The sequence below is a fragment of the Goodfellowiella coeruleoviolacea genome (genome assembly GCF_024171785.1).
Taxonomy (GTDB): Bacteria; Actinomycetota; Actinomycetes; order Mycobacteriales; family Pseudonocardiaceae; genus Goodfellowiella; species Goodfellowiella coeruleoviolacea.
In genome coordinates, this window is record NZ_JAMTCK010000015.1 from 160,550 (window position 1) to 175,418 (window position 14,869).

Below are 14,869 nucleotides of genomic sequence, written 5' to 3' on the forward strand. Positions count from 1 at the left end.
GGTCATCGCGTCGGCGGGTCCGGGGTGGCCGCCAGTTCGGCCTCCAGTTCGGCGATGGTGCGCACCAGCCAGGCCCGGTCGGCCCGGCTGGTGGCGCCGGCCAGGGTCAGCATGCCCCGGCGGAACCGGTCGGTCATGTCCCGGGCCCGCAGTGGTCGGCCCTGCTCGTAGAAGTAGCTCGCCGGCTGGTCCATGAACTCCAGTCGCCGCCGCAGCACCCGGATCTGGTCGGCCGGGTCGGGCAGGTGGCCGAGGAAGGCCAGCAGGGTCAGGAACGAGTTCCGGTCGGTGATCTCGACCGGTGCTGGATCGCGCAGGCGGCGCAGCAGTTCGGCCCGGCCGCTGTCGGTCAGCGTCAGCACGTTCCTCGGGGTGGCTCCCGCGCCTGGTTCGGTGTGCTTGGTGAGGTGCCCGGCGGCCTGGAGCCGGTTCAGCGCCGGGTACAGCGCGCCGTCGCTGACCGGCCGGATGTGCCCGCTCAACCCGGAGAGGCGTTGCCGCAGGTCGTAGGCGTGCAGCGGGTGCTCGTAGAGGAACCCGAGGATGCACAACGTCAGCACGAACCCTCCTGCCGTTCTGTGTCACCGGTGATGGTAGCTACCTCTAATCGAGTGCACTCGATTAGAGTCACCCGGCACGGCCAACGGGAGGAGCACGTGATGACCACAGCCCAGCCAGCGCGGACCAGCTACCTGAGCACGCCGGCGGGACACCGGCTGTCCTATGTGGACTTCGGCGGTCCGGGGCGGCCGATCCTCGCCCTGCACGGCGCCTACGGACGGGCGCGGGCGTTCGCCGCGCTCGCCGACCGGTTGGGCCCGGACCACCGGGTGATCGCGGTCGACCAGCGCGGCCACGGCCGGTCCGACCACCCCGGCGACTACGGCCGCGACGCCCACCTGGACGACACCGCGAGCGCCATCGAGCGGCTGGGGCTCGCACCGGCCGTCGTGCTCGGCCACTCCCTCGGCGGCATCAACGCCTACCAACTGGCGGCCCGGCGGCCGGACCTGATCGCCGCCGTGGTCGTGGTGGACATCGGGGCGGAGATCGACGTGCCCGAGGACACCGCCATCCGCAACCTGCCCAGGCGGTTCCCCACCCTGGCCGCGCTGCGCGCGGCGATCGCGTCAGCCGTGGTCTTCGGCGAGGTGGCGCACTTCACCGAGAGCGCGGTCGAGGACGAGCACGGCTGGGGCTTCCTCTGGGACGCCGCCGAGGTGCACCAGACCAAGCGGGCCGTGTGCGGCCGGTGGTGGGACGACTGGACCGGCAGCGGCCAGCCGGCGCTGCTGGTGCGCGGCGGGGCCAGCCCGGTGGTCCCACCCGACCAGGCCGAGGCCCTGGTCGCGCGCCGCCCCAACACCCGCCTGGTCACCATCGACGACGCCGGCCACGACCTGTACCTCACCCACCCCGACCAGCTGGCCGCGGCGGTGCGGAGCTTCCTGGCCGGCCTGCCCGGCGTCGGGCCGGGCGCGCAGGGGCCGGCCGGTCATGGGATGCGGTAGCCCACGCCGGTGACGGTCTCGATGACCGGCGGGTCACCCAGGCGGCGGCGCAGCCCGGTGACGGTCACCCGCAGCACGTTGCTGAACGGGTTGACGTTCTCGTCCCACGCCCGTTCCAGCAGCTGCTCGGTGCTGACCACGGCGCCGTCGGCCAGCAGCAGCTCCTCCAGCACCGCGAACTCCTCTTTGGACAGTCGAATTGGACTGCCGTCGCGAACCACCTGGCGCCGCGCCGGATCCAGCCGGATGCCGGCCCGGCACAGCACGGGCGGGGCGGCCGGGCGGGAGCGCCGGCCCAGCGCCCGGCACCCCCCGGGGGGTCGGCGGAGCCGGTCAGCGGTCGCGGCGCACCGCGATGCGGACGGTGATCTCGTTGAGCGCTTCCTGGTACTCGGGGGACGGGCGCATGGTGGCCGCCAGCCGGAGCTGGGCCTGCGCCTCGGGCAGCCGGCCCTGGCGTTGCAGGGTTCGGCCGAGCGCGAACCGGGCGTAGTGGTCGCTGGGGTCGCGGTCGAGCAGTTTCCGGAACGTCTGCTCGGCCCGCCGCAACTGGGCCGAGCCCAGGTAGGCGCGCCCGGCGAGGAGCAGCACGCTCTTCGCGTCGGGCTCCGCGTCGAGCACCGGGCCCAGTTCGCGCAGTGCGTCCAACGGACGCCGCTGGGCCAGCAGGGCCTCGGCCCGACGGAATGCTTCGAACGTGCCGTCGGAATTCATTGTTTCCACGCTACGCACGCATTCCCGGTTTTTCGACCGCCGTCTGGATGGCGGGACGACCAGCGACAATGACCGGCTCGAACGCTGGGTAACCGTTCGGTGCGGTTCGCCGGTGCACTGCGGACCGTCCACTGCGACCCGTCGAAATGGGACGACCGGTGCGGTGACCGGGGGCGAGAGCGAACGGTTGCCGGAAACGGGCCGGGTGTGGACGGCGGGACCCGCCCACACCCCGGCGCGCGGCTCACTCCTCGTCGTTCTCCGCGCTCGCCTGCATGTTCAGCCGCTGCACCAGCCACTCGTCAAAGTCCATGGACGCCTGCACCCAGTTGGCGGTGGTCCCCACGAAGTGGTCGTAGGTCACCCCGACGCTGATGATCAGCGCGGCCTCGCCCACCACCCGGACGGTGCCGTCGTCCAGGGTGCGGGTGTACACCTTGGGCCACAGCGTGTCCCGGTTCCACTCGTCCACCGCCATCAGCAACTCGGCCTTGCGCTCGATCGGGTAGGGCCGGTTGTAGAAGGTGCGGATCGTGTACAGCTCGTCGTCCTGGAACAGGTAGTAGATCCGGAAGTCCTTCCGGGCCATGCACACGTCGCCGTCCTCGTCGACGACGTAGTCGATCTCGTTCTCCTCCAGCAGATCCCTGATCAGCGCCTGGTCCGGGATGATCACCTCGGGCTGCTCCGGCATCGGCTGGCCACCGATCTCGGAGTTCGAGGACGGTCCCATGCTCACAACGGGGCTCCCTTCGCTCGATCCGTCCTCCATCCTCGCCGCCGGAGCGGGCCGCAGCCGTGCTGACCCCCACCGACCGGGTGCCGCGGTCGTGCGCCAAGCAGGGCAGTCCACCCCTTTGAGTGGTGCGTGTCACAGCTGTCGTGGCGTCTGACGGGGGCGCCGAATGGCCGGCAACCGCTGCCCCGATCGGGTCAGGGGCAACTGCCTCGATTCAGCGCGCGCCCGCTGCCGCGCCCGCCACAGGCCGCCACCTGCCCCGGCACTCCGGGCGGCCGGGCTAGGCTCGTGCCGGAAGACTGGTTGTCCACGCTGGATAGGGAGCGCACGTGGCGGTCATCGAGCAGGTCGGCGCCCGCGAGATTCTGGACTCGCGCGGCAACCCCACCGTCGAGGTGGAGGTGGCGCTGGACGACGGCACCCTGGGCAGGGCGGCGGTCCCGTCCGGGGCCTCGACCGGGGAGCACGAGGCGGTTGAGCTTCGGGACGGCGACACCGGCCGGTACAACGGCAAGGGTGTGGAGAAGGCCGTCACCGCCGTGCTGGACGAGATCGGGCCGGAGCTGACCGGCATCGAGGCCGTTGAGCAGCGCGTGGTCGACCAGAAGCTGGTCGACCTGGACGGCACCCCGGACAAGGGGCGGCTGGGCGCCAACGCCATCCTGGGCGTGTCCCTGGCCGTGGCCAAGGCCGCGGCCGAGTCCAGCGGACTGGAGCTGTTCCGCTACATCGGCGGCCCGAACGCGCACATCCTGCCGGTGCCGATGATGAACATCCTCAACGGCGGTGCGCACGCCGACACCGACGTGGACGTGCAGGAGTTCATGATCGCCCCGATCGGCGCGGAGTCCTTCCGCGAGGCGGTGCGCTGGGGCGCGGAGGTCTACCACGCGCTCAAGTCGGTGCTCAAGAGCAAGGGCCTGGCCACCGGCCTGGGTGACGAGGGCGGGTTCGCGCCGAACCTGTCCAGCAACCGGGACGCGCTGGACCTGATCATCACCGCGATCCAGAAGGCCGGCTACACCCCGGGCCGGGACATCGCGCTGGCCATGGACGTGGCCGCCACCGAGTTCTTCGCGGACGGCGCCTACACGTTCGAGGGCAGCAAGCGCAGCGCCGAGCAGATGATCGGCTACTACACCGAGCTGATCAACGCCTACCCGCTGGTGTCCATCGAGGACCCGCTGGCCGAGGACGACTGGGACGGCTGGGTGCGGATGACCGCCGAGGTGGGCCAGCGGGTGCAGCTGGTCGGCGACGACCTGTTCGTCACCAACCCGGAGCGGCTGGAGGAGGGCATCTCCCGGCGCGCGGCCAACGCCCTGCTGGTCAAGGTGAACCAGATCGGCACGCTGTCCGAGACGCTGGACGCGGTCAGCCTGGCCACCTCCTACGGCTACAAGAGCATGATCAGCCACCGGTCCGGCGAGACCGAGGACACCACCATCGCCGACCTGGCCGTGGCCACCGGCGCCGGGCAGATCAAGACCGGCGCGCCGGCCCGCACCGACCGGGTGGCCAAGTACAACCAGCTGCTGCGCATCGAGGAGGCACTGGGCGACGCCGCGCGCTACGCCGGTGAGCTGGCCTTCCCCCGGTTCACCCCGGAGGCCGAGCAGGCCAGCAGCTGACCGGCGCCCAGCAGTGACGCAGCAGCAGGCGATTCGGGAGAGTTGAGCCACGGTGCCCGCACGCGAGCACGATCGGGATCGGCGTCGTCGGGGAACCACGGGTTCGTCGACTGGTTCCTCGACGCGCCGGCCCAGGCGCGCCCGGCGCACCCCCACCCGGACGGGTCGGCTGGCGGCGCGGGTCCGGCCGGCCGGACGCGGCGGCGTGGGCACGGGTGGCGCGTTCGGCATGTCGGGCACCCGGCAGGCCGCCGTGATCGCCATGGTCGCCTGCGCGCTCGTGCTGAGCATCGCGGTGCCGCTGCGCACCTACTTCGCGCAGCGGGCCGAGCTGCGCGAGGAGACCGAGCGCCAGCAGCAGCTGCGTGACGACGTGGCCGCGTTGGAGCAGCGCAAGCAGCAGCTGTCCGACCCGGCGAAGGCCGAGGCCGAGATCAGGGACAAGCTGCACTACGTGCGGCCGGGGGAGACCCCGTACGTGGTGCAGTTCCCCGACCAGGCCAACCAGAACAACCAGCAGCAGCCGGCGAGTCAGCAGCCGGCCGAGGAGAAGGCGTGGTACGAGCAGCTGTGGGCGTCGGTGACCGGGAGCGGCCAGTGAACGAGTCACCGGAGTCCGCCGAGCCGCGGGAACCGCACGGACCGCAGGACGGGTCGCGCGGGCCGCGCGAGCCCCGGGTGCCGGCCGAGCCGCCCGGGTCGCGCGGGCTGGAGCCGGTCAGCGAGCACGACCGCGCCGTGGTGACCGAGCAGCTGGGTCGGCCGCCCCGGGGCATCCGGGCCATCGCCTACCGCTGCCCCAGCGGGCACCCGGGCGTGGTGCAGACCAACCCCCGGTTGGAGGACGGCACCCCGTTCCCCACGCTGTACTACCTGACCTGCCCCCGGTTGTGCTCGCTGGTGAGCCGGCTGGAGTCGACCGGGGTGATGCGGGAGATGACCGAGCGGCTGGCCACCGACCCGGACCTGGGTCGGGCCTACCTGGACGCGCACCGCTCGTACCTGGCGCAGCGCAACGCCATCGAGTCGCTGGGCACCGAGGTCAGCGCGGGCGGAATGCCTGGACGGGTGAAATGCCTGCATGTTCACGTTGCGCATTCGTTGGCGTGCGGACCCGGCATTAATCCAATCGGGGACGAAACCCTGGAATTGTTGGCCGACAGTTGGCCCCAGGGTGACTGCGCGTAGCTTCCTGTGAATTCACTGAGAATTCATCACGCGCGCCGGTCAACGCAATGATTGCCAGCACACAAAGATTTAGCCTGCTGTGCGGTTGCGTATGGCATGACGGCCGCGAGTAGGGCATCGTGGTCAACCAGCAGTGAATACGGCGCAGCGGGACGCGGCCGGGTCGCGCGTGGGCAGCGGCGACCGGCGTGAGGAGTGGGTCTGACGTGGCAGTGCCGAGAGGGAGAAGCGGGAAGCACCGCAAGTCCACCAGGTCGGGGCAGTCATCGCAGTCGCCAGGAGCGCAGACCCAGCCGCCCGGCGCCACCGCGCGCCGGCGTGGGCTCTCGCCCCGCCAGTGGGGGCTCGCGGCCACCGCGGCCACCGCGCTGCTCGCGCCGCCGGCCATGTTCGGCACCGGCGTGATGGACTGGGTCAACCTCGCGGACAGCACCGCGCTCAACGCCTACCCGCCGGGGCCCGGCGACATCCTGGGGCTGCTGCGCACCAAGAGCGCGCAGGACCCGGAGCTGGCCGCCAACGGCAGCCTGCCCGAGGTCGGCCAGCTCAGCCAGGAACTGTTGGACCTGGCCCAGAACCCCCCGGCGCTGGCCGCCGGCGCCGCCGACCTGCCGGCCGGCCCGCTGGGCATCCCCGGTGTGGTGCTGGACGCCTACCGCCGGGCCGAGCAGCGGATGGCCGTCGACGTGCCCACCTGCCACCTGCGCTGGTCGCTGCTGGCCGGCATCGGCCGCATCGAGTCGGGCCACGCCCGCGGCGGTCGGGTGGACGCCAACGGCACCACCGTGCAGGCGATCCTCGGGCCGCAGCTGTCCGGTGGCCCCAAGTTCGCGGCGATCCGGGACACCGACGGCGGTCGCTACGACCGGGACACCGCCTGGGACCGCGCGGTCGGCCCGATGCAGTTCATCCCGTCCACCTGGGCCCGCTACGCCAGCGACGGCAACGGCGACGGCGTGCAGAACCCGCACAACATCTACGACGCCTCGCTGGCCGCCGGCTACTACCTGTGCGCGGGCGGCGGCGACCTGAGCGATCCGGCCCAGCGGGCCAGGGCGGTGTTCCGCTACAACCACTCGGACAGCTACGTGCGGACCGTGCTGGTGTGGGCCGACGCCTACGCGGCCGGGGTGACCCCGCTGCCCGGCGACTACGGCCAGGCGCCCGGCGACCTGACCAACCCGGGCCTGCCGGTGTCCAACGGCGACCCGGTGGCCCCGGCCCAGCCCGGCACCGAGGTGCCGGCCGGCACCACCCAGCCGACCACCACGTCGCAGCCGGGCCAGACCACGTCGGCGCCGCCCAGCAGCACGTCGTCCACGTCGTCCACGCCGTCCACCACCGGCAGCACCCCGTCCACGACGACCACGCCGTCGACGATCACCACCACGATCACCCTGCCGCCGAGCAGCTCGTCCAGTTCGAGCCCGTCCACCAGCACCTCGCCCAGCTGCCCCGACCCGACCGACTCCAGCGCGCCGAGCACCACGCCCACCGGCGAGACCACGCCCAGCTTGCCCGCGCCGGACGACCCGTGCGCACCGGAGACCTCGGTCAGCGGCAGCGCGGTGCCGTCCTCGTCCACCCAGCTGCCCAGGACTTCGTCCCCGGTCGCGTCCTAGCGACCGCGCGGATCGGCCGGCGCAGCCGGGCGAGAGCGGTTGAATGGCACGGTCGCGTCCTAGCGACCGGGGGGCGTCCAGCCCGGCACGTCCTGACCTCGGCTGCGGCGACTACCGTTGCGGTGTCGGCTTGTCGTTGCAGTGTGGGAGGACGTGCATGGCCAGGGTGGCCGCGATCGACTGTGGGACCAACTCCATCCGGCTGTTGGTCGCCGACGTCACCGGTCGCGAGGACGGCGGGTTCTGGCTGCGGGACGTGCACCGGGAGATGCGGATCGTCCGGCTGGGCCAGGGCGTGGACGCGACCGGTGTGCTCGCGCCCGAGGCACTGGCCCGGACCAGGGCGGCGCTGGTCGACTACGCGGCGGTGCTGCGCCGCAGGGGTGCCGAGCGGGTGCGCATGGTGGCCACCTCGGCCACCAGGGACGCGGCCAACCGCGACGAGTTCTTCGCCATGACCGAGGCGGTGCTCGGCGCGCCCGCCGAGGTGATCACCGGGGACGAGGAGGCCAGGCTGTCGTTCGTCGGCGCGGTGGCCGACTGCGCGCCCGAGGACGGGCCGTTCCTGGTGACCGACATCGGCGGTGGTTCCACCGAACTGGTTCTCGGCACGTGGGACGGGACCACCGCGGCGGTGAGCGCGGCGCGCTCGGTGGACGTGGGGTGCGTGCGGCTCACGGAGCGTTGCCTGCACTCCGACCCGCCGGCTGAGGCCGAGGTGGCCGAGGCGGTCGAGGTGGCCGAGGCCGCGCTGGCCGAGGCGTTCGCCGCGGTGCCGGTGGAGCGGGCGCGCACCTGGATCGGGGTGGCCGGCACGGTCACCACGCTCACCGCGGTGGCCCGCGACCTGCCCGCCTACGACCCCGAGCAGACCCACCTGGCCCGGCTTCCCCTCGACGACCTGCGGAAAACAGTGTCCGATCTGCTGGGGTCCACGCACGCGCAGCGGGCCGCGATCCCCACCATCCACCCGGGGCGGGTGGACGTGATCAACGGTGGGGCGATCGTCGTGCGGGTGCTGGCCGAGCAGTTGGCGCGGCGGGCGCGGATCACCGAACTGGTCACCAGTGAGCACGACATCCTGGACGGCATCGCGTTCTCGATCGCCCAGCAGTAACCTCCGCTCGCTAACGGACGGTTACGGCTTGGTGTCCGCCCATACCGCATCAGGCGGACGAAAAAAAGGGGCTAGACGGACGACATGTGACCGATCGTGACGACTTTGTGACCCATTAGCACGTGATCGCTGTTACTGCATCCAGTTAACGTCCTCTCACACTTCTGGGGGCGGGCTCGCCCCGGCCCGCTCGGCCCGCCTTGTCGGCTCGGCCGTGGGTCTGTACTTGTGGGAGGGGACCCATGCGGAGATCACGTTGGATCTCGCTGTCGGCAATGCCCGTTGCGCTGGCCCTGGTCGCGACCGGGTGCGGCGGTGGTGGCGGCGACAACGCCGGCGGTGACGCCGCCGCCACGGCGGACGCCACCATCACGATCAACGAGACCGAGCCGGAGAACCCGCTGGTTCCCGGCAACACCACCGAGGCGGGCGGCAGCCGCGTGCTCGACCCGATGTTCACCGGGCTGGTCGAGTACGACCCGCAGACCTACGCGGCGTCCAACGCCATGGCCGAGTCGATCGACACCACCGACTCGAAGGTGTTCACGGTCAAGCTCAAGAAGGGCTGGAAGTTCCACGACGGCACCGAGGTCAAGGCCAAGAACTTCGTCGACGCCTGGAACTGGACCGCCTACGGCCCCAACGCCACCCAGGGCGCCAGCTTCTTCAGCAAGATCCAGGGCTACAGCGACGTGCACCCGGACGACCCGGACGGCGCGGACGGGCCGCAGCCGGCACCCGAGCCCACCGCCAAGGAGATGTCCGGGCTGAAGGTGATCGACGACCACACCTTCGAGATCACCCTGGCCGCGCCGTTCTCGGTGTTCCCGGTGACCCTCGGCTACGAGGTGTTCTCGCCGATGCCCGACTCGTTCTTCGCCGACCAGAAGGCGTTCGAGGCGCACCCGATCGGCAACGGGCCGATGAAGTTCGTGTCCCGCCAGGTGGGCACCGAGATCAGGCTGACCCGGTTCGACGACTACCAGGGCGAGGACAAGGTCAAGTTCAAGGACCTGGTGCTCAAGGTCTACCAGAGCCGCGAGTCCGCCTACGCCGACCTGGTCAGCGGCAGCCTGGACTACCTGGAGGAGCTGCCGGCCAACGCGCTGGCCGGCAAGAAGTACGAGGCCGACCTGGGTGACCGGGCGATCGTGCGGGACACCCTGCAGCTGCAGAGCGTCACCTTCCCGTACTACGTCAAGCCCTACGACAACACCGACCTGCACAAGGCGGTCTCCATGGCGATCAACCGCGAGGAGATCACCCAGCGGATCTTCGAGGGCACCCGCACCCCGGCCGACGCGTTCGTGCACCCGCTGACCGACGGCTACCAGAAGGGCGCCTGCGGCGAGTACTGCACCTACAACCCGACCAAGGCCAAGGAGTACCTGGCCAAGTCCGGCTTCACCGGCCAGCTCAAGCTGCAGTCCAACACCGACGGCGGGCACCAGGAGTGGGCCGAGGCGGTGTGCAACAGCGTGAAGAACGCGCTGGGCGTCGACTGCGTGTTCGAGCCGCTGACCAGCTTCGCCGAGCACCGGCAGAAGGTGAACGCGCACGAGATGACCGGCATCTACCGGTCGGGGTGGCTGGCCGACTACCCGTCGATCGAGAACTGGCTGACCCCGCTCTACCGCACCGGCGCGTCGTCCAACGACGGCCTGTACTCCAACCCGGCGGTGGACGCCAAGCTGGCCGAGGCCGACCAGGCGCCGAGCAAGGAGGCGGCCAACGCGCTGTACCGGGAGGCCGAGAAGCTGATCGCCGAGGACATGCCGGCGATTCCACTGTGGACGCAGAAGAACGTGGCCGGCCGGTCCGAGCGGCTGAAGAACGCCCAGTCCGACCCGCAGCGCAACCTCGTCCTGTCCAGCGTCGAGATCGGCTGATGAGCTGACTGGCACGGCCGGCCCACGTGGGACGCACCCCGTGGGCCGGCCTCGCTGATGGGAGTTTCTCGTGGGCCGTTACGTGTTGCGTCGGCTGCTGCAGATGGTCCCGGTGCTGCTGGGGACCACGTTCCTGATCTACGTCATGGTGTGGGCGGTGCCCGGCGACCCGTTCGCCGGCAAGTGCGGTGAGCGCGCCTGCCCGGACGCCTACATCACCGAGATGCGCGAGCGGTTCAACCTCGACGACCCGGTGATCGTGCAGTACGGCAAGTACATGCTCAACCTGCTCAGCGGCGACTTCGGCGAGACCTCGTCGGGCGTGCAGGTGATCGACCGGATCGCCGACACCTTCCCGGTCACCCTGCGGCTGGCCCTGGTCGCCCTGGTGATCGAGGCGGTCATCGGCATCACCGCCGGCATCGTCAGCGGGCTGCGCAACCGCGGGTTCCTGGACAGCCTGGTGCTGGTGTCCACGCTGTTCCTGATCTCCATCCCGGTGTTCGTCACCGGCTCGGTGATCCAACTGGTGTTCGGCATCCAGTGGGGCGTCATCCCGCCCACGGTCAGCTCCAAGGCCACCTTCGGCGAACTGATCGTGCCCGGCTTCGTGCTGGCCAGCCTGTCCATGGCCTACGTGGCCCGGCTGACCCGGTCCAGCATCGCGGAGAACCGCCGCGCCGACTACGTGCGCACCGCGCTGGCCAAGGGCCTGCCGCAGCGCCGGGTGGTGGGCGTGCACCTGCTGCGCAACTCGCTGATCCCGGTGATCACCTTCCTGGGCACCGACCTGGGCTCGTTCCTGGGCGGCGCCATCGTCACCGAGGGCATCTTCAACGTGCCCGGTGTTGGCGGGCTGATCTTCCGGTCCATCCAGACCAAGGAGGGCGCGCTGGTGACCGGCCTGGTCACCCTGCTGGTGCTCGCCTACCTGGTGATGACCCTGCTGGTCGACCTGCTCTACGCCGTGCTGGACCCGAGGATTCGCTATGAGTGACCCGAGTGTGGCCGCCGCTGGCGCGGCCCTGACCGCGGGCGCGGCCGACCAGGTGACCGCCGCCGAACACGCCGGCCCGAGCGGTGGTGGCGCGGGCCAGCCGGACAAGCCCAGGGGGCTGTTCTCCGACGCCTGGGTGGAACTGCGGCACCGCCCGCTGTTCTGGATCTCCGCCCTGGTGATCCTGCTGGTGGTGGTGATGGCGGCGTTCCCGCAGCTGTTCACCTCGGCCGACCCCACCTTCGGCGACCTGTCGCGCAGCCGCCAGGGGCCGTCCGCGCAGGCCTGGTTCGGCTACGACAACCAGGGCTACGACATCTACGCCAGGGTGATCTACGGGGCCAGGGCGTCCATCGTGGTCGGTGTGCTGGCCACCGTCGGCGCCGTGCTGCTCGGCTCCACCTTCGGCATCCTGGCCGGCTACTTCGGCGGCTGGCTGGACGCGATCCTGTCCCGGGGCGCCGACGTGTTCGCCGGCCTGCCCTTCGTGCTGGGCTCGATCGTCATCCTGACCACGCTCAACGCCGAGGGCGGCGCCGGACCCGTGCGGATCGTGGCCCAGGTGGTGCTGTCCATCATGGCGCTGTCCTGGCCGGTGTCCATGCGGATCATGCGCTCCGCCGCGATCACCGCCAAGCAGCAGGACTACGTCAAGGCCGCGCGCGGCCTGGGCGCCAGCCCCCGCCGGATCATCCTGCGCCACCTGCTGCCCAACTGCCTGGCGCCGGTGCTGGTGTACTCGACCATCGCGCTGGGCGCGTTCATCGGCCTGGAGGCGACCCTGTCCTACCTGGGGGTGGGCCTGCGCCAGCCGGTGGTGTCCTGGGGCGTGATGATCAACGCGGCCAAGGACTACATCCGGGTGGCGCCGCACGCGCTGCTGTTCCCGGCCGGCTTCCTCACCGTGACCGTGCTCGCCTTCGTGATGCTCGGCGACGCCGTCCGTGAGGCCCTTGACCCGAAGTTGCGCTGACACCCGTTGCGGCGCAGGGAAACCGAGGAAACGATGTCCACTGTGGACAAGAAGGCCGGCGGGGCGGACCCGGCCCCGGCGTCGGCGGCACCGCTGCTGGAAGTGGCCGACCTGCACGTGGAGTTCCGCACCCGCGACGGCGTGGCCAAGGTGCTCAACGGCGTCAGCTACCACATCCAGGCCGGCGAGACCCTGGCCGTGCTGGGCGAGTCCGGCTCGGGCAAGAGCGTGACCGCGCAGACCGTCATGGGCATCCTGGACAGCCCGCCCGCGTTCGTCACCGGCGGGTCGGTGCGCTTCCGCGGCGAGGAACTGCTCACCGCGTCACCGGAGCGGCGGCGCGCGGTGCGCGGCGACAACGTGGCCATGATCTTCCAGGACGCGCTGTCCGCGCTGAACCCGGTGTTCACCGTGGGCTTCCAGATCGAGGAGCAGCTGCGGGTGCGCCGGGGTGTCAGCCGCGCCGAGGCCCGCAAGCGCGCCGTCGAACTGCTGGACCTGGTGAAGATCCCCAACGCCAAGCGCCGGGTGCGGGAGTACCCGCACGAGTTCTCCGGCGGCATGCGCCAGCGCGCCATGATCGCCATGTCGCTGGCGCTGGACCCGGACGTGCTGATCGCCGACGAGCCGACCACCGCGCTGGACGTCACCGTGCAGGCGCAGATCATGGACCTGCTCGCGGAGATCCAGCGGGACCGACACATGGGCCTGGTGCTGATCACCCACGACCTGGGCGTGGTCGCCGAGGTGGCCGACCGGATCGTGGTGATGTACGCGGGCCGGATCGTGGAGCAGGCCGACGTGCGCACCCTGTTCCGCGAGCCCGGCCACCCCTACACCCGCGCACTGATGGAGTCGCTGCCCCGGCTGGACCTCAAGGGCAGCACGCTCACCACCATCAAGGGCCTGCCGCCCAACCTGCTGCGCATCCCCAGCGGCTGCCCGTTCCACCCCCGCTGCCCGATGGCCGCCGAGCGGTGCCGCACCGACCTGCCCGCGCCGGTGCGGCTCGGCCCGGAGCGGACCAGCGCCTGCCACTTCGCCGAGGAGTTGATCAGCCGTGGCTGACGCGACCCCCACGTCCCCTGGTGAGCCGATCCTGGAGGTGCGCGACCTGGTCAAGCACTTCCCGGTCACGGTCGGCGTGCTGGTCAAGCGCACCATCGGACACGTCAAGGCGGTGGACGGCGTCTCCTTCGACCTGCACCAGGGCGAGACCCTGGGCGTGGTCGGCGAGTCCGGCTGCGGCAAGTCCACCCTGGCGCAGGTGTTGATGCGGCTGGAGCCGCCCACCTCGGGCACGGCCCGGTTCGAGGGGCGCGACATCTTCCAGATGCGCGGCGCCGAACTGCGCCGGCTGCGCCGCAGCATCCAGATCGTGCTGCAGGACCCGTACACCTCGCTCAACCCCAGGATGACCGTGGGCGACATCGTGGGCGAGCCGTTCGAGATCCACCCCGAGGTCGCGCCCAAGGGCAGCCGGCGCCAGCGGGTGCAGGAGCTGCTGGACGTGGTCGGGCTCAACCCCGAGCACATCAACCGCTACCCGCACCAGTTCTCCGGCGGCCAGCGGCAGCGGATCGGCATCGCCAGGGCGCTGGCCCTGCGGCCGAAGGTGATCGTCTGCGACGAGCCGGTGTCCGCGCTGGACGTGTCCATCCAGGCCCAGGTGATGAACCTGCTCGGCGAGCTGCAGAGCGAGTTCGGCCTGTCCTACGTGTTCATCGCGCACGACCTGTCCGTGGTGCGGCACCTGTCCGACCGGGTCGCCGTGATGTACCTGGGCAAGATCGTGGAGATCGGCACCGAGGAGCAGATCTACCAGCACCCGACCCACCCCTACACCCAGGCGCTGCTGTCCGCGGTGCCCGTGCCCGACCCGGAGCTGCGCGGCCAGCGGGAGGTCATCCGGTTGACCGGTGACGTGCCCAGCCCGGTGGACCCGCCCTCGGGCTGCCGGTTCCGCACCCGGTGCTGGAAGGCGCAGGACATCTGCGCGGAGGAGGAGCCCGCCCTGGTGGACCGGGCCGCCGGCCACCCCAGCGCCTGCCACTTCGCGGAGCAGCGCCCCCACGTGGTCGCCTGACCGGGGTTGCCGCCCCCTGGTTGCTCGTCTCGGCCGTGCCTCGAATCAGTGTCACTCGATTCGGGGCACGGCCGAGCTTTTTTCAGCGCTGCGTAGTGGATCTGACTCGCTGACCTGATTTCCGCCCCGAAACGGGTACGCAATTTCCCGGATCGGGTTGACCCATTACCGGATCAGTGTCGCCCCATATCCTTTTGTGATTACATCTCTCCCACTCAGCCGCGGCTCGGCGGCGTGACCTGGCGGTACCCGATCCCCCAGTGGGCGTTACCGGTCCGGTGTCGCGTCGTGCTGGCGGCGGTGCCGTCCCACCACTCACCCGGCAGCAGGGCGTCGGGACGGTCATTCCCATTCCGGATCGCGATGCCCGTGGAGGGTGGTGAGCACACGTGCGCGGAGGCG

14 protein-coding genes and 1 pseudogene are annotated in these 14,869 nt (G+C 71.0%); 11 read left to right on the forward strand and 4 right to left on the reverse strand.

Annotated elements, in window-relative coordinates; translation table 11 throughout:
• Nucleotides 1–2 precede the first annotated feature (2 nt).
• Nucleotides 3–560 carry a PadR family transcriptional regulator gene (locus LX83_RS28630; protein ID WP_253776901.1) on the reverse strand — a complete coding sequence of 186 codons (558 nt, stop codon included), beginning with the start codon at nucleotides 558–560 and terminating at the stop codon, nucleotides 3–5.
• 99 nt (nucleotides 561–659) lie between these two features.
• Here LX83_RS28630 and LX83_RS28635 point away from each other — a divergent pair, with 99 nt between their 5' ends.
• Entirely contained in the window at nucleotides 660–1,511 is an 852-nt protein-coding gene (locus tag LX83_RS28635; RefSeq protein ID WP_253776902.1) for an alpha/beta fold hydrolase, read from the forward strand.
• On the opposite strand, the pseudogene LX83_RS28640 reads toward LX83_RS28635, so the two are convergent.
• The 3 genes and pseudogenes from LX83_RS28640 to LX83_RS28650 form a co-directional block, all read right to left on the reverse strand.
• Nucleotides 1,496–1,816: pseudogene (locus tag LX83_RS28640) on the reverse strand (winged helix-turn-helix domain-containing protein); the annotation flags it as partial. The gene LX83_RS28635 and the pseudogene LX83_RS28640 overlap by 16 nt on opposite strands.
• Nucleotides 1,817–1,844: 28 nt before the next feature.
• Complete coding sequence (locus LX83_RS28645; protein ID WP_253776904.1) at nucleotides 1,845–2,225, reverse strand: tetratricopeptide repeat protein; 381 nt, start codon at nucleotides 2,223–2,225, stop codon at nucleotides 1,845–1,847.
• A gap of 244 nt (nucleotides 2,226–2,469) precedes the next feature.
• The gene (locus tag LX83_RS28650) at nucleotides 2,470–2,958 is read right to left on the reverse strand and encodes a YbjN domain-containing protein (RefSeq protein ID WP_253777111.1); all 489 of its coding nucleotides are present in this window, start codon (nucleotides 2,956–2,958) and stop codon (nucleotides 2,470–2,472) included.
• Between the two features lie 335 nt (nucleotides 2,959–3,293).
• Here LX83_RS28650 and eno point away from each other — a divergent pair, with 335 nt between their 5' ends.
• From eno to LX83_RS28700, 10 genes are all read left to right on the forward strand, one after another.
• Entirely contained in the window at nucleotides 3,294–4,595 is a 1,302-nt protein-coding gene (gene eno / locus LX83_RS28655) for a phosphopyruvate hydratase (RefSeq protein WP_253776906.1), read from the forward strand.
• Between the two features lie 205 nt (nucleotides 4,596–4,800).
• The gene (locus LX83_RS28660) at nucleotides 4,801–5,196 is read left to right on the forward strand and encodes an FtsB family cell division protein (protein WP_253776908.1); all 396 of its coding nucleotides are present in this window, start codon (nucleotides 4,801–4,803) and stop codon (nucleotides 5,194–5,196) included.
• A 77-nt stretch (nucleotides 5,197–5,273) separates the two neighbouring features.
• The gene (locus LX83_RS28665; RefSeq protein ID WP_253777113.1) at nucleotides 5,274–5,783 is read left to right on the forward strand and encodes a DUF501 domain-containing protein; all 510 of its coding nucleotides are present in this window, start codon (nucleotides 5,274–5,276) and stop codon (nucleotides 5,781–5,783) included.
• Nucleotides 5,784–5,989: 206 nt separating this feature from the next.
• Nucleotides 5,990–7,405 (forward strand): lytic transglycosylase domain-containing protein, encoded by a 1,416-nt coding sequence (locus LX83_RS28670; RefSeq protein ID WP_253776910.1) that lies wholly within the window; start codon nucleotides 5,990–5,992, stop codon nucleotides 7,403–7,405.
• 157 nt (nucleotides 7,406–7,562) lie between these two features.
• Complete coding sequence (locus LX83_RS28675) at nucleotides 7,563–8,522, forward strand: Ppx/GppA phosphatase family protein (protein ID WP_253776912.1); 960 nt, start codon at nucleotides 7,563–7,565, stop codon at nucleotides 8,520–8,522.
• 242 nt (nucleotides 8,523–8,764) lie between these two features.
• Complete coding sequence (locus LX83_RS28680; protein ID WP_253776914.1) at nucleotides 8,765–10,411, forward strand: peptide ABC transporter substrate-binding protein; 1,647 nt, start codon at nucleotides 8,765–8,767, stop codon at nucleotides 10,409–10,411.
• 70 nt (nucleotides 10,412–10,481) lie between these two features.
• Nucleotides 10,482–11,408, forward strand: a complete 927-nt coding sequence (locus tag LX83_RS28685) for an ABC transporter permease (RefSeq protein ID WP_253776916.1) — start codon at nucleotides 10,482–10,484, stop codon at nucleotides 11,406–11,408.
• Nucleotides 11,401–12,381 (forward strand): ABC transporter permease, encoded by a 981-nt coding sequence (locus tag LX83_RS28690; RefSeq protein WP_253776918.1) that lies wholly within the window; start codon nucleotides 11,401–11,403, stop codon nucleotides 12,379–12,381. The genes LX83_RS28685 and LX83_RS28690 overlap by 8 nt, the downstream gene beginning before the upstream one ends.
• A 33-nt stretch (nucleotides 12,382–12,414) precedes the next feature.
• Nucleotides 12,415–13,449: an ABC transporter ATP-binding protein gene (locus tag LX83_RS28695; RefSeq protein ID WP_253776920.1), complete on the forward strand. Its 1,035-nt coding sequence runs from the start codon at nucleotides 12,415–12,417 to the stop codon at nucleotides 13,447–13,449.
• The gene (locus LX83_RS28700; protein WP_253776922.1) at nucleotides 13,442–14,467 is read left to right on the forward strand and encodes an ABC transporter ATP-binding protein; all 1,026 of its coding nucleotides are present in this window, start codon (nucleotides 13,442–13,444) and stop codon (nucleotides 14,465–14,467) included. The genes LX83_RS28695 and LX83_RS28700 overlap by 8 nt, the downstream gene beginning before the upstream one ends.
• Nucleotides 14,468–14,869: the final 402 nt, after the last annotated feature.